The 13979-nt window shown below is 47.1% G+C and carries 11 protein-coding genes; 8 read left to right on the top strand and 3 right to left on the bottom strand.

Annotated features, from left to right (window positions below):
- The first annotated feature begins 70 nt into the window (after positions 1-70).
- Positions 71-1255 carry an MFS transporter gene (locus AC2TDN_RS13525; protein WP_484688352.1) on the top strand — a complete coding sequence of 395 codons (1185 nt, stop codon included), beginning with the start codon at positions 71-73 and terminating at the stop codon, positions 1253-1255.
- A gap of 114 nt (positions 1256-1369) precedes the next feature.
- Here AC2TDN_RS13525 and AC2TDN_RS13520 read toward each other — a convergent pair whose 3' ends face one another.
- The gene (locus tag AC2TDN_RS13520; protein ID WP_482066159.1) at positions 1370-2056 is read right to left on the bottom strand and encodes a response regulator; all 687 of its coding nucleotides are present in this window, start codon (positions 2054-2056) and stop codon (positions 1370-1372) included.
- 1 nt (position 2057) lies between these two features.
- The gene (locus AC2TDN_RS13515; RefSeq protein ID WP_484688351.1) at positions 2058-3221 is read right to left on the bottom strand and encodes a sensor histidine kinase; all 1164 of its coding nucleotides are present in this window, start codon (positions 3219-3221) and stop codon (positions 2058-2060) included.
- Between the two features lie 854 nt (positions 3222-4075).
- Here AC2TDN_RS13515 and AC2TDN_RS13510 point away from each other — a divergent pair.
- From AC2TDN_RS13510 to AC2TDN_RS13500, 3 genes are read left to right on the top strand one after another with little or no spacing between them, the layout of a single operon-like run.
- On the top strand, positions 4076-5410 hold the full coding sequence (locus tag AC2TDN_RS13510) for a spore germination protein (protein WP_482066157.1): 1335 nt from the start codon (positions 4076-4078) through the stop codon (positions 5408-5410).
- 20 nt (positions 5411-5430) lie between these two features.
- On the top strand, positions 5431-6540 hold the full coding sequence (locus AC2TDN_RS13505) for a GerAB/ArcD/ProY family transporter (protein ID WP_482066156.1): 1110 nt from the start codon (positions 5431-5433) through the stop codon (positions 6538-6540).
- The gene (locus tag AC2TDN_RS13500; RefSeq protein WP_484688350.1) at positions 6527-7633 is read left to right on the top strand and encodes a Ger(x)C family spore germination protein; all 1107 of its coding nucleotides are present in this window, start codon (positions 6527-6529) and stop codon (positions 7631-7633) included. The genes AC2TDN_RS13505 and AC2TDN_RS13500 overlap by 14 nt, the downstream gene beginning before the upstream one ends.
- Positions 7634-7734: 101 nt before the next feature.
- Here the strand turns inward: AC2TDN_RS13500 and AC2TDN_RS13495 are convergent, their stop codons facing one another.
- Positions 7735-9486, bottom strand: a complete 1752-nt coding sequence (locus tag AC2TDN_RS13495; protein ID WP_484688454.1) for a sigma-54-dependent Fis family transcriptional regulator — start codon at positions 9484-9486, stop codon at positions 7735-7737.
- 239 nt (positions 9487-9725) lie between these two features.
- Between AC2TDN_RS13495 and adh the strand changes: the two genes are divergently transcribed.
- The 4 genes from adh (at position 9726) to AC2TDN_RS13475 (ending at position 13960) form a co-directional block, all read left to right on the top strand.
- Positions 9726-11246: an aldehyde dehydrogenase gene (adh, locus tag AC2TDN_RS13490; RefSeq protein WP_484688349.1), complete on the top strand. Its 1521-nt coding sequence runs from the start codon at positions 9726-9728 to the stop codon at positions 11244-11246.
- A gap of 12 nt (positions 11247-11258) precedes the next feature.
- Positions 11259-11624, top strand: coding sequence for a DUF779 domain-containing protein (locus tag AC2TDN_RS13485; protein ID WP_484688348.1), 366 nt, complete (start codon positions 11259-11261; stop codon positions 11622-11624).
- A gap of 133 nt (positions 11625-11757) precedes the next feature.
- A complete protein-coding gene (gene rpoN, locus AC2TDN_RS13480) occupies positions 11758-13062 on the top strand; it encodes an RNA polymerase factor sigma-54 (protein ID WP_484688347.1) in 1305 nt (434 codons plus the stop codon).
- 94 nt (positions 13063-13156) lie between these two features.
- On the top strand, positions 13157-13960 hold the full coding sequence (locus AC2TDN_RS13475; RefSeq protein ID WP_484688346.1) for a phosphotransferase family protein: 804 nt from the start codon (positions 13157-13159) through the stop codon (positions 13958-13960).
- Positions 13961-13979: the final 19 nt, after the last annotated feature.

The raw sequence follows: 13979 nt of genomic DNA, 5'->3' as shown, positions 1-13979 counted from the left end.
AATCGATCACGTGCCCCTCCATTTGTCGGTTGAGAAGCCTTCAACCATAAATGAGAGGAGCAGCAGCATCATGGGCTATATGCCGAATGTTTGGAAGCTTTACGCGATCCGGTTTTTTTACAATTTGATTCCTGCTTATGTCATCGAGAGATTGTTTTGGGAAGAGAGAGGCATGACCATTCAAATGGTCGTCTTCACGGAAATTATTTTTGCAGTGACGATTGTATTGCTCGAGATTCCCACAGGAATTATGGCCGACAAGTGGGGCCGGAAGCATATGATCGTATTGTCAGCCCTATTAGGCTGCTTTGAATTTCTTATCTTGGTGTATGCAACGGAGTTTTGGCATTTCGCGCTTGTTGTTTTTCTGGCGGCGATTGGCAGTTCTGCAAGCAGCGGTGCGGAGAGCGCGCTGCTCTACGATTCTTTGGCGTCCGAGGGGAAGGCGCAATCGTTCGAAAAATATGTGGGCCGCATGAATGCGCTCGATATTTCCTCGATCATGATTGCTGCTCTGTGCGGGAGTTTCTTGGCAGGCCGCTTTGGGTATTCGTGTAATTATTGGATATCCTGCGTCAGTATGCTTGTTTCCCTGTGCTTCACCCTTATGCTCATTGAGCCTGCTGGAGCTGGAGGCAAGCAGGAGGATGAGGATGAGCAGATTCCGATAAAGGTGTATATGACAGCATCTTTGCGCTTCTTTAAAGATAACAAAGGCGTGCTGCTCGTTGTTCTATCGGGCATGGTGACAGGCGCGGCGATCAATTTCATCGATGAGTTCTGGCAGACTTATTTGGACAGATTGGGAATTCCGGTTATTTATTTCGGCTTGTTCTCGGCAGCGCTATTTGTTGTCAGACTTCCGGGCAGTATGCTGGCATATAGGCTGAAGAATAAATTTAATTACCGTTTTTTATTGGCAGGAGTAACTGCGGTTTTAGCTGTAAGCTTCATCTACTTGTCGGTAATAAAAGATTTCAGCGGACTTTCTGCCATGTTCATTATCTGCTTGCTTGCCGGGATGATCGAGCCGCTGGCTGCAGGTTACTTGCATCACCGGATCGATTCCTCCATGAGGGCGACGATGGGCTCCTTTCAGTCATTAGGGGAAAATGCGGTTCTCATCATTACTGGATTGGGCTTCGGATATTTCTCATCCAAATATGATGTTTTTGGCGGGTATGGCTTTATAGGAATCGTTTGCGGTGTGTTTTTTCTTTATTTCACACTCGTATCCAAGAAAATCATTGAATAGGTTTAACATTGGGGCTGCTCTCGGAATCTTTAATGGATTCCAGGACAGCCCCTGTTCGTTGCAATCGCAAGCACTCGCATACTTTGCATGAGATAATAGGGGTTATTTGAGAAATTAGTGATCATTTTCGTGAAGATAAGCGATGGTTTTTGCTCGACTGGAGACGTTCAGCTTCTTGTAAATGGTACTAAGATAATTTTTTACGGTACCCTTGGTCAAGAAAAGCTCAGAGGCAATCGTCTGGTTAGACTTCCCTTGCTTCAGCATTTTTACAATGTTTCGTTCCTGTACGGTCAGAAGATCCAGCTTTTGCTCCTGTGGTTGATCAAGCAGTGGCAGCTCCCTTATTTCTTGTGATGATTTTTCATGCTGCTCTGATGATTGGATCGCCTGAGCAAGTCGCAGCTGAATACTGAGCGGATAATTGATCCGCCCATCTAGACAGTCCTGTATCGTAGAAAGAAGCTTCCCGGTCTCAATCCCTTTGACCAAAAATCCACTAGCCCCATGACGTATGGCTTCCCAGATGTACTCTTCCTGCTCGAAGGTTGTCAAAATCAGCACCTTCGTATCCGGAAATTCCGTTCGGATTTGTTTGGTGGTTTCCAAGCCGTCCTGCTTTGGCATATGGATGTCCATCAACACAAGCTGAGGGCGATGCAATCGTACCTGCGCTATCGTATCCAAGCCGTCACCTGATTTAGCTACTACGCTATAGTTGTCTTCCATATTTAGAATAGCTGCCAAACCATCGCGGATTAAGGGCTGATCGTCTGCAACTAGAATGGTTGTTTTCGACAATCTACTCACTCCTTTCGTTTGTTTTCACTTGCATAGGTATCGTGATCGCCAAGGTTACACCGCTGGCTGGACGATTCTTCGTAATCGACAGCTCGCCTCGAACATCCTTTACTCTCTCTAGCATGGCGTTCAGGCCAAAACCGGGAACGATTTGAAGAGGCGGCTTGCCATTATCAGTCAGCCTAAATTCGATATACTCCCTATGCTGGGTCAATGAGAAGTGGAATTTGGTGCTTGCACCATGCCGAATGCCATTGGTAAGGCCCTCTTGCAAGGCACGATAAATGGTTAACTCTATCAAGGGTGACAGTTCAGGCATCGACGCATCTATTTCATATGTAATTTGCACGTTGGCTTGATTGTTCGTTTCCTCGATCAGCCCCGTGAGCTCAGGTAAGAACTGATGATCAGGAATGTTTTCGCGCAGCAGATGGACGGAGCTTCGAACATCATCCAGGCCGCTGAGAATATTTTCTTTGGTTCGGTCGATCATCTCTTGCGCAATGTCATAACGATTTTTTTGGATCGCATGTGATGCTGTTTGCAGCCCCGCGAAGGCTGAGGTTAGCGTATGTCCTACCGAGTCATGAATCTCGCGTGCAATTCTCGTTCGTTCTTGCAGCTTTGCTTTCCGCTCCAATTCAATCGAAGCGATCCGCAGCTGTTCATTGTCTTTCGCTAATTGGTTTTTTTGTTGAAAAGCAATTTTGGCGAGTAAGCTTATCCCGAAAATGGCATAGTATTCGATGACCCGAGGCATAAAATCGAAAATTTTTTCATAGAGTGGGGGCTGCTGAAAAATCCTAAGGCTTAGCACGAAGGAAAAATAGCTCAAAGTCGTAAAGAGAATCGAATGGTTTCTAGAGTGATGAAAGGTGAATTCGCCTATGAGAATTAAGATATAGACTTGTGCAAAAAAGTCTTCCGACATAATCGCTATAAGGAATGCTAATGCGAGTTGAAAAAATAAAAATAGAGTGCCTTTCACGCTTTGCAAGTCAAGCTTCAAGATGTAGTCACGAATCAGGAGAACGGCAATATAGGCGCATGCGATCAAGCACAGTCCAATCGAAAACACAGCCGTATGGAGCAAGGTGGCGGCGGTTGCTATGACGACGAACATAGTCGAGACTAGATTTATTTTTTTGAGTAATTGAGTATCCACTAGTTGTCCCTCGCATGGGTAAATATATTTATAATCTATTCTATCATATGTGTGACTAAAGTCATATAAACTTGAAAATAATGTCACAAAATGACCATAAATCTTCTTTTTTAGTGAACTTATTCATCTATCGCAGGACTTTAGAATCATATATAATGAGGATAAGTCTAACGTTATCATGTTGAATAGGTATAAAAGACTATAATAATAGACTGTCTATTCCTCTACAGATGAAAATAAGATTTCAAAGGAGACGTGTACAATGTTTCTAATTTTATGGAACGTATTAGGTTGCATTCTTCTCGGTTTGAGTTTATATTTTCCGATCGTCCGGATTTTGAAGGCTTGAATGGTGAAAGATGGGCATTCGATCGGTACGGGAATTATTTTCCTTGCTGTTCAACCATGTACTGGGCACTTTCGATTGAACATAGCCAGGTAGGCTCGTTCGCAGGCTTTGAGGGAGATGATGACCATACTGAATGGTTTTTTCTTTAGAGAGCTTAGAAAATTAGGCTACGATGATGAGATGCGATATAAGCTGATGATCTACGGGATCAAACGAATTTTGGGGAACAAAAAAAAGTCAAAACGTATATTCAGGGCAAAAATAAAAACGAAGCCGAAATGGGATTAGTCACTCCTTTTTTTATCTTGGTGTACATAACGGAATTTTGGCTGTTGAATCAAATAGATTGCGGGGCTGTTCTCAAATCCTTTTATGGATTTTGGGGACAGCCCTGTTTTTTTTGCTATGGAATAGAGCAAATATGGCAAGAAGGGAATAATCGACAGCTTATTCGGGCAACTTATTCAGAAATCTATCCGCTAATACCAATAAAAGGAGAGTTTATATGGGTACAGGCATAGCGGGTTATACTGCGGACGAAATGGCCAAAAAAATAGAAGAAGCAATCGGTCAAACGAATAGCTTCATCTCCAAAGAGCTGCTAGTGGATGGGCGAAAGGCTATTTTGTTATATTTTGACGGCTTGTGCGATCCGCAAGATATGAATCAAAACGTGATTGATCCTTTTTTTCGATTGGAAGGGATCTTGCAATATCAAGCCTTTCTTAAATCTATTCCGAACTGCACGGAGTCAGAGAGCGCCCAGCAGGCAGTGGTAGAAATGTGGAACGGCTCCGTTGCCATTTGCATGGAGGGTGCATTATTTCTGTATGATGCCAAACGTTTCGATAAAGTTTCGGTATCGGAATCTGAGCTGGAGACTGTCCTGCTCGGCCCAACAAGCTCGTTCACCGAGAACATCTCGATTAATATCGACATGATCCGGCAGCGCTATCTCCAAAACTCGCTTGTATCCGAAGAGACACAGGTCGGAAAGCGGATGAAGATTCCTGTTGCCCTTCTCTTTGACGAGCAAAGTGTAAACGAGGAGCAACTGCTTAAATTTCGCAACAGGCTGCAGCGGATTAGCAATGGAATCGAGCGGATCGACCAATTCCAAAAAATGCTGACAGAAGAAAAGTGGACCGTGTTCCCTGCAGTGCTGATGAGCGAGCGTCCGGATCGAGTAGTCAAAAGCCTGCTGGAAGGAAAAGTGGTCTTGCTCGTTCAAGGTACACCTCTGGCTTTCATCGCTCCTATTTCTTTCTTTGATTTCATGTCAGCGATGGATGATTTATATTACATGCGTCCCATCCGTTATTTTCTGCTGCTGATCCGTTATTTTGGAATGGCGATCAGCGTTCTTTTGCCAGGGCTATATATTGCCATTACGTCCTTTAATCCCGAGTTTTTACGAATTGAGCTTGCCTTGACGATTGCCGGAAGCCGATTAATGGTACCTTATCCGACGTTTATCGAGGTGCTTATTATGATGCTGATGATGGAGATGCTATCGCAAGCGAGCATTCGTTTGCCGAAAGTTATTGGACCGGCCGGCACGACGGTTGGCGGTCTGATCCTTGGTCAAGCTTCTGCTGAAGCCCGTTTGGTCAGCAATATTATGGTCATTATCGTAGCGGCGGTTGCGATTGGAAATTACATTATACCTAATACCAGCATGTCAATGGCTGTGAGGGTATTAAAATATCCGTTTGTTGTTCTCGCTGTCTTGTTTGGGCTGAGCGGAATAGTGGCTGGCATTGTCGTGCTCGTATTTTATCTCGCCCATCTCCGCACGCAAGGCAATCCCTATATGCAGGTACTTACCGGAAAGAAATAGCGAAAAAGGGGGAAGTGCAATTGAATCGGTATTTTTATTATTTGCTATTCATTAATGCCATATCGAACGTCATATTGTTCCTGCCAGGCATTTTGACGGAGGACAGGTATCATGGAGCCATATTCGCGATTTTGCTCGCATTGCCATTCGGCTTCACGATGTTTTATTTGTTTAGCCGTACGCTTCGGCACTTCCCTCAACTCAACTTGGCCGAAATTTTGAAATCGTATTTCCCCAAGTGGGCACAGTATGCCGTTTTGCTCCTATATATTCCGGCTTGGTATTCATCAGGGGTCTTAATGCTATCCGGAATAGCGGATATCACCCAAATATTCATAAATCCGAATTTCCCTTATTTTCTGCTGCTGCTTCTATATATTTCTGTATTTATCATTGTCATTCTATTTGAAAGTGTTGCCGTTCTTTATGGTTTAGAAATATTTTTTTATTTTATTGTAGCGATGCTGCTGTTTGTATTCGTTCGTTCCATCATGGACACCCAATTCAATTGGGATGGCGTGATTGAGATTTGTATGCAGAAGGTAACCATGCCAACTCTACTATCCTTTGGCGTTACGACGTATTGCTTCACCGGATATACCGACATGACTATTTTCAACAAAGACTTCAACCCCCCTTTTAAGGGGAAGCATCTATGGCTGGTGCCGTTTGGCATGTTGCTGCTGATGCTGCTTGCTTTTTTTATACCGATTGGCCTTCTGGGGACGGAAGGGGTTGCGAGCTTTAACCATCCATTCATTTCGTCGACCGATTCGTTAAGCATGCAAATGGGCGTTATCGAGCGTGTCTTTTTTATCTTTTTGTTCATTTACATTATGACTGGCGTAATCAACGTCATTGTGCACTGGAAAGTTACGTTTGACTTGATTGGCAGCATGTTAAAAGAGCAGCTTGGAAAAAAGGTAGGCGTTAAGCACAAAGTGATGATTTGTCTAGTGTTTGCCTCTATGCCATTCGTTCTGCGCATGTTCACGAACGATCAAGCTGTATATCAAATAGGCGTTTACTGGTTAAGCAGCCGTGTCTTTCTGGAAGTACTGCTGGTGTCCATCATGCTCCTCGCCGTCATACTGAAGAAAAAGGAGAAAAAAAGCATTGAAGTCGGCTAAGTGTCGTTTGCTGCTCTGTCTGTCTTGTCTTTGCTTCGTATTGTCAGGCTGCGGATTTCGGGATATCGATAAACGTTTCTTTGTCGTGGCCATAGGGATTGATAAGGCTAAGGAGGGAAATAAATTTGTCGTTTCACTGAAATTATCCGATCCAAGCCCGGAGTCACAGAAAAAGCAAAAAGGGGTCGTCGTCAAAACCGCCGAGGCGGATACGATTGCCATTGCTGTTTCTAAAATCAAGGCGAACGTCGGCTTGGAGCTGGAGTTCGGGCAGGCAAAGGCGATCGTATTCGGTGAGTCATTAGCCAGAAGCAATCTTAAGCCCATCGTAGATTGGACCATTCGCAGGCGCGACATTCAAAAAATAGCATACGTTACGATTGGCCATCCCGACGCGAAAACCATTCTAGACCTTCAGCCCCCTTCAGAGCGGTTTCCTGCCAACAATATTTTTCTGGCATTCGATAGAACGGGTACGAATTCCAGTTTCATCACTACGGTCAAGCTCGCTGACTTTTACCGTAAAACAACGGAAAAAGGACTGGACCCTGTTTTACCTATTATCAGCCCAAAGGACAATGATTTTTTTATTCAAAATGCCGCTGTAATCGAGAAGGGGCAGTCTTTGAGAGCCAAATTGGTGTTGTCTCCTGAAGAGACGATGATCAATAATATGGTTTCCTATAACTTTACGAATCAGATTTTGCATATACAAGCCGAAGGTATGGATTTTGTTACGGACTTGATTAGCTTATCCAGCAAATTCACCATTTTGAAAAAAAATGGAATGCCTAAGGAAATCCATATGAATATTAAAATGGAAGGGATCATTGAGGAGTTGAATAAACTTGGGGAGGAACCAGACAAAAAATACGAAGCTGCTGTTTCGAAAGTGATAACGAAAAAAGTGGAGGCTTTCCTAAATAAGATGCGCAGGGCCAATCTGGACCCGGCTGGCTTCGGACTGCGCTTCCGCTCTCGAAGTGTCGACAACCTCGGGGAATGGAAAGTGTGGAAGCGAGCTTATCCAGATCTCAAGATAAAGGTTCGGGTTGAGTACAAGCTAAAAAATAAAGGATTGATTAAAGGCTGACAGTTGACGTCAAGCTAAGCATTCGGAGTAAGAGGGACACCAGAGAGCGTATCCCTCTATTTGAATTTCAGATTCATCATGGAAAGCGAAGCGCTTTCGCGCTAAAACATCGTGATGCCGTTCTCCTCGATTTTGCGATATAAAGTTGTTCTTCCGATCTTCAATTGCCCCGCCGCCTTGCTTAGATTCCACTCCGAGGCCTTTAGCGCCTGCTTGATTGCTGTTATTTCTGCATCTTTTAGGGTGAGCGGTTGATCCTTGCCAGCTCCGGCCTGTGAAGCTTCGCCCTGCTCATCGAACGATAAATGCACAGCGTCAATCGCCTGTCCGTCCGCTAGGAAGACCGCCTGCATAAGAATGCCGTTAAGCTCTCTGATGTTGCCTGGCCAGCTATAGGCTGACAGCTTCTGCTGCGCTGCTTCCGTTAGGAAGGGGCATGGCGAAGCATGCTTCTGGAGCAAATGTGCGGCCAATGTCAAAATATCGCTTCTTTCCCGCAATGCCGGCAGCGTAATGTGTATCCCCTTCAGCCGATAATAGAGATCGGTGCGGAACCGGCCGGCCTTTACCTCCGCAGCCAAGTCCTTATTCGTCGCCGCAATGACTCTAATATCGACCCTTTTGCTCTTCGTGCTGCCTACCGGCGTAATCATGCTCTCCTGAAGCACTCTAAGCAAAGCAGCCTGTGCGCGAAGAGGCATGTCGCCTATCTCATCTAGAAATATTGTGCCTTTATGCGCGGCCTCGAATTTTCCGGCGTTGCCATCCTTGTTCGCGCCCGTGAAAGCGCCGCGAGCATAGCCGAATAATTCGCTCTCAATGAGGCTGTCCGGGATCGCGCTGCAATTAAGGGCAATGAACGGCTCTGACGACCGATTGCTTGCGGTATGAATCGATTGCGCGAACAATTCCTTCCCGGCTCCGCTCTCGCCGAGCAATAGGACAGGGAAATCGGTTGCCGCCGCCTTCTGGGCGAGCTCCTTTTTCTGTATGATCAGCGGACATGTACCGACAATGTCTCTAAACGTATACAAACGCTGCTCGCCATCCTCCTGCTTCCGAATAGAGACGGACTGCCACAGCCTCTGATGCTCATTATGAACGGTTTCCACCGAGAAGCCGTCCAGCTTCCCTAGCTCTTGGCCGATTGCGCCGCTTCCTACAATGCGGAGGGCTGCTTGATTAGCGCGCAGAATACGGTTATCCCGGCTGATGGAGAGCAGCGGCAAAGGATGATTTTGTGAGGAGTAGTCCAGCTCTCTTAATGTAAGGAGTTGCTCCTTCTTCGACTCCTCCAGCAATATTTTGTTTTGGATGGAGAAGGCGGCCATACAGGCAAGAGAGAACGTATAGACGTGGTAATGCTCCTGCTTGCCGCTAATATTAATGATGCCGATCAGCTCGCCGATTGCGTTGAAGATGGGAGCAGAAGCGCAGGTCAAGAAGTGATTGGAGCTGAAAAAATGCTCTTCGGCATGTATGCGCACCGGCTTCTTCTCCGCGATGGCGACGCCGATTGCGTTGGTGCCTTTTCGTCTCTCCGCCCAATTGGCTCCTACCTGCAGTTGAACGGCTACCGCCCGGCGAGAGAAATCGGCATCTCCAGCCGTATGAATGATCGTTCCCTGCGGATCGATAAGCAGCGCCATTTGGCCGGATTGCTTGATGCCTGCATGCAAATGCTCGAATACTTGCTCCGTGTAATAAATCGTTTGCTCGTTTTGCTTGAGTATGGGCTGTATGCGGCTTCCGGTTAAGATGTCATCGTCAATGGGGTCGGTAGGCTTTAAACCTAATTCGTGACAGCGTTTCCAAGACAGCGCCGCCGCTTCGGATAAAAATTTATTTTCCACTGATAGCAAAATATACACCTCCAGGCGCAATCGGTATCCTAACCCGATCATACCATAGTTGCTTTTATTAATGGAGAGCAAGAAGACAGAATGTTCCGAAATGAAACACTTCAAATGTATCAAAGCGGCACAGCATTTGTGAAGCGCTTACACAAAAGACTGATTTGCCGCCATTCCGTAAGTTGGCACGATTCTTGCTTATATAATTATCGTAATCCATTTTAAGGAGGCTGAGCTACATGATTTATGCACAACCTGGACAAAACGGATCAAAGCTTACATTTAAAAAACGGTATGAAAACTTTATCGGCGGACAGTGGACTGCGCCTGTTAAAGGCCAGTACTTCGAAAATCCGTCGCCTGTAAATAACCGTGTTTTTTGCGAGGTGCCGCGCTCGACGTCAGAGGATATCGAGCTGGCACTAGATGCAGCGCATGCTGCCAAGGATGCATGGGGACGCATGTCAGTTGCGGAGCGTGCCGTTATTTTGAACAAAATTGCTGACCGGATAGAAGCCAATTTAGAGCTGCTCGCGGTTGCCGATACCTGGGATAACGGCAAGCCGGTTCGGGAGACGCTGGCAGCAGATCTGCCGCTGGTTATCGATCATTTCCGCTATTTTGCGGGAAGCATTCGCGCGCAGGAGGGCTCGCTCAGCCAATTGGATGACAATATGGTTGCTTACCATTTCAATGAGCCGCTGGGCGTCGTCGGCCTGATTATACCGTGGAACTTTCCGCTGCTCATGGCGACATGGAAGCTCGCTCCGGCGCTTGCGGCAGGCAATGCGATCGTCCTGAAGCCTGCTGAGCAGACACCGGCATCCATCTTGGTGCTGATGGAGCTTATCCAAGATTTGCTGCCGCCGGGCGTGCTGAACATCGTAAACGGCTTTGGGCTTGAAGCAGGGAAGCCGCTAGCCTCGAGCAGCCGTATTTCCAAAATCGCCTTTACCGGCGAGACGACGACTGGCCGCTTAATTATGCAGTATGCTTCGCAGAACCTGATTCCGGTTACCTTGGAGCTGGGCGGCAAGTCGCCTAACATTTTCTTCGAGGATGTAGTCGCTCGTGATGACGCCTTCTTCAATAAAACGCTCGAGGGTTTCGCGATGTTCGCGCTCAATCAAGGAGAGGTCTGTACCAGTCCATCCCGCGCGCTCATTCAGGAATCGATCTATGATCAGTTTATGGAAAGAGCCTTGAAGCGGGTTGCATCCATTAAGCAAGGCAATCCTCTCGATACGGACACGATGATTGGAGCGCAGGCCTCTACCGAGCAGGTGGAGAAAATTATGAGCTATATCAACATCGGCGCACAGGAAGGCGCTGAATGCCTCATTGGCGGAAACCGCGCTGCGCTCGAAGGGGATATTTCCGAGGGCAACTATATTCAGCCAACCGTGCTGAAGGGGCATAATCAGATGAGAATTTTCCAAGAGGAAATCTTTGGGCCGGTTCTCTCCGTCACGACGTTCAAGGATCAGGAGGAGGCGCTCGCCATTGCCAATGACACGCTCTATGGACTTGGCTCCGGCGTATGGACGCGCGACATGAATACGGCCTACCGGATGGGGCGCGGCATTCAAGCCGGACGCGTATGGACGAACTGCTATCATGCTTATCCTGCCCATGCGGCGTTCGGCGGCTATAAGACGTCGGGCATCGGGCGCGAGAATCACAAGATGATGCTTTCCCATTATCAGCAAACCAAAAATTTGCTCGTCAGCTACAGCCCCGACGCGTTGGGCTTCTTCTAAGCGTGTGCTGCGATGACGACAGAAGTGAGCAAGGTTGTCGCTACCGATGCCGCCCTTGCGCTCATTGAATGGGTAAAGGCCAAGCATGGCCCGGTCATGTTCCATCAATCAGGCGGCTGCTGCGACGGCAGCTCTCCGATGTGCTACGCGCGAGGGGAGTTTCTGATTGGCGACAGCGATGTATGGCTTGGGGACATAGGCGATGCCCCATTCTATATGAGCAAGTCGCAATACGATTATTGGAAGAACACGCAGCTCATTATTGACGTGGTGCCCGGCAGAGGCGGGATGTTCTCGCTGGAAGGGCCGGAAGGCCGGCGGTTTCTGACTCGCTCGAGGATGTTCACCGAAGAGGAGCGGGGCGTGCTGGGGCTTTAAAGCAATTATTCACTATAATCCACCCCTGCTTTCTTCTAGTAGAGAGCAGGGTTTATTTTATGATGGAAATAGAGAAGAAAAAACGAATATAATATTAAGTAAACGTTTACATAAGATCTAAGGGGGAATGTGCATGGAAATCTCATTGGCTGCTCAACAGCAGCAGAAGCTGCAGCTTACACCGCAAATGCGGCAGTCTATGGAAATCCTTCAGATGTCCTCCTTGGAATTAAATGAATTCATGAAGCAGCAAGCGCTGGATAATCCCTTTATCGAGCTGCAGCCGGCGAAGGAAGTCTCCCTTAACCGCCATATAGGCAGCACCGATCCAGATTGGTGGCTAAATGTCGAGCATTCAAGCGAGACGACCTTAGAATCGGTATTGCTTGAGCAGCTCGCCTATTTGAAGCTTGATCGCGCAACAATGACGTTGTGCAAATGGATTATCGGAAATTTGGACGACAAGGGCTATCTCCTGTATGCCAAAGAGGAGATTGCTGCGCTAAATGGCGCTGCTTTCAAGCAGGTAAGCGAGGCTGTCGGCATCATTCAAAGCTTTGAGCCGCACGGTGTGGGAGCATCGACGTTAGCGGAGTGCCTGATTCTCCAATTACAGCATCAGCAGGAGCGAGATTCGTTAGTGATTAACCTTGTCTTGCATGACTTGCCGACCATCGCGCAAGGGAAGCTGCGGCAGCTGGCGGAGAAATACGGAACAGAGCTTTCGGACATTAAGGCAACCATAGCGAAGATCAGCTCGCTTAATCCAAAGCCAGGGGCATTGTACGGTAGGGAAAAGCCGCAATATATAAATCCAGATCTACATCTTAGGCAATTGGAAGGCAAATATGAGGTGTACCTCGATCAATCCTGTTTGCCGCACATCACCATCAATCCATCCTATTTGAGCATAATGGAGCAGAATGCCTCAAAGGATGTCCAGCGCTATTTGAAAAAAAACTGGCAGGCAGCGAGAGAGCTAACGAGCAACATCGAGCGCAGAAAGGTTACGCTGCTGAAAACCGCCGCCGTTATTTTTGAGCTGCAGGCAGCGTTTTGCAGCCATGGCGTCTCCCATATTCGGCCCATGACCATGAAGCAAGTAGCCGATGCGCTGCACATGCATGAATCAACGGTCAGCCGAGCTATCAATCATAAGTATATTCGCACACCGTGGGGGCTTTATGCGCTCAAGTATTTTTTTGGGTCCTCGATCAAGCATGCTGACGGAACACTGGTATCGCCAATGTATATGAAGGAGCGAATTCGTGAACATATAGCAGCGGAGAAGCCGGACTCGCCATTATCGGACCAACAACTCGCCTCGCTTCTTGCAAGCGAGGGGCTGCTGATCTCACGTAGAACCGTGACCAAGTATAGAGAGCAAATGAATGTGCGCTCCTCTACTGGGAGGAAGCAATCACATCAGCTGCAATGATGGAAGTGGTTTATTTTTCCACATTTAGAAGGAGAGTTTAAGCTGCACAAAGAAGTACTATACAACTAAATGGGGTTGATATGGAGGAGCGGCGTTGGAGAAGGGTAAGTTGATCGGGAAAGGCATGACTGCTGAGGTGTATGAATGGGGACCACAACAGGCTTTAAAGCTGTATTACGAAGGGCATCCACTTGATTGGATTCGATATGAAGCTGATATCGGCATGGCAATCATAGAAGCGGGAGTGCCTGCTCCGAATGTCTATGAGATGCTGGAGGTGGAGGGGCGGAAAGGTCTGGTTTACGAACGCATTCAAGGGCCTTCCGTACTCGCCCTGAGCCAATCATCCCCAGCCACCATCTTTAAGTATGCGAGAGAGATGGCAAGGCTGCATGCCAGCATTCATCGCTGTTCCACAACGAAGCTCCCTCTTCAGAAGGAACGGCTGGAACAAGCGATTATGGGATCAAGTGAAATATTGAAAGAGCAAATACAGCTCATCTGTAATTACCTTCACACCTTGCCGGATGGGAACTTTATCTGCCATGGCGACTTTCATCCGGACAATGTTCTAATAACGCCAAATAAATCGATAGCGATTGATTGGATAAACGCAAATAGGGGTGATCCGACGGGTGATGCGGCAAGAACCTCCTTAATGTTTCTAAGCCCCTTCAATCCACCAGGGACGCCGGAGTGGATGTCTATTCCACTTCGTTTCATCAAAAAAATGTTAAACCGCGTTTATTTAAAAGAGTATTGCAAGCTTACCAATACGAGCGTACAAATTGTCCATAACTGGATACTTCCTGTAGCGGCCGCTAGACTTCAGGAGAACATTCCAGGCGAGCGGAGCTGGCTATTGGGCCTTATCGATCAACGTATTAAGGAGCAATAAGCTAGAAAGGGCGCACGCT

The organism is Paenibacillus sp. Y660 (genome assembly GCF_057221575.1).
Note: the sequence above shows the minus strand (reverse complement) of the source record. Positions and strands in the feature narration are given on the sequence as shown.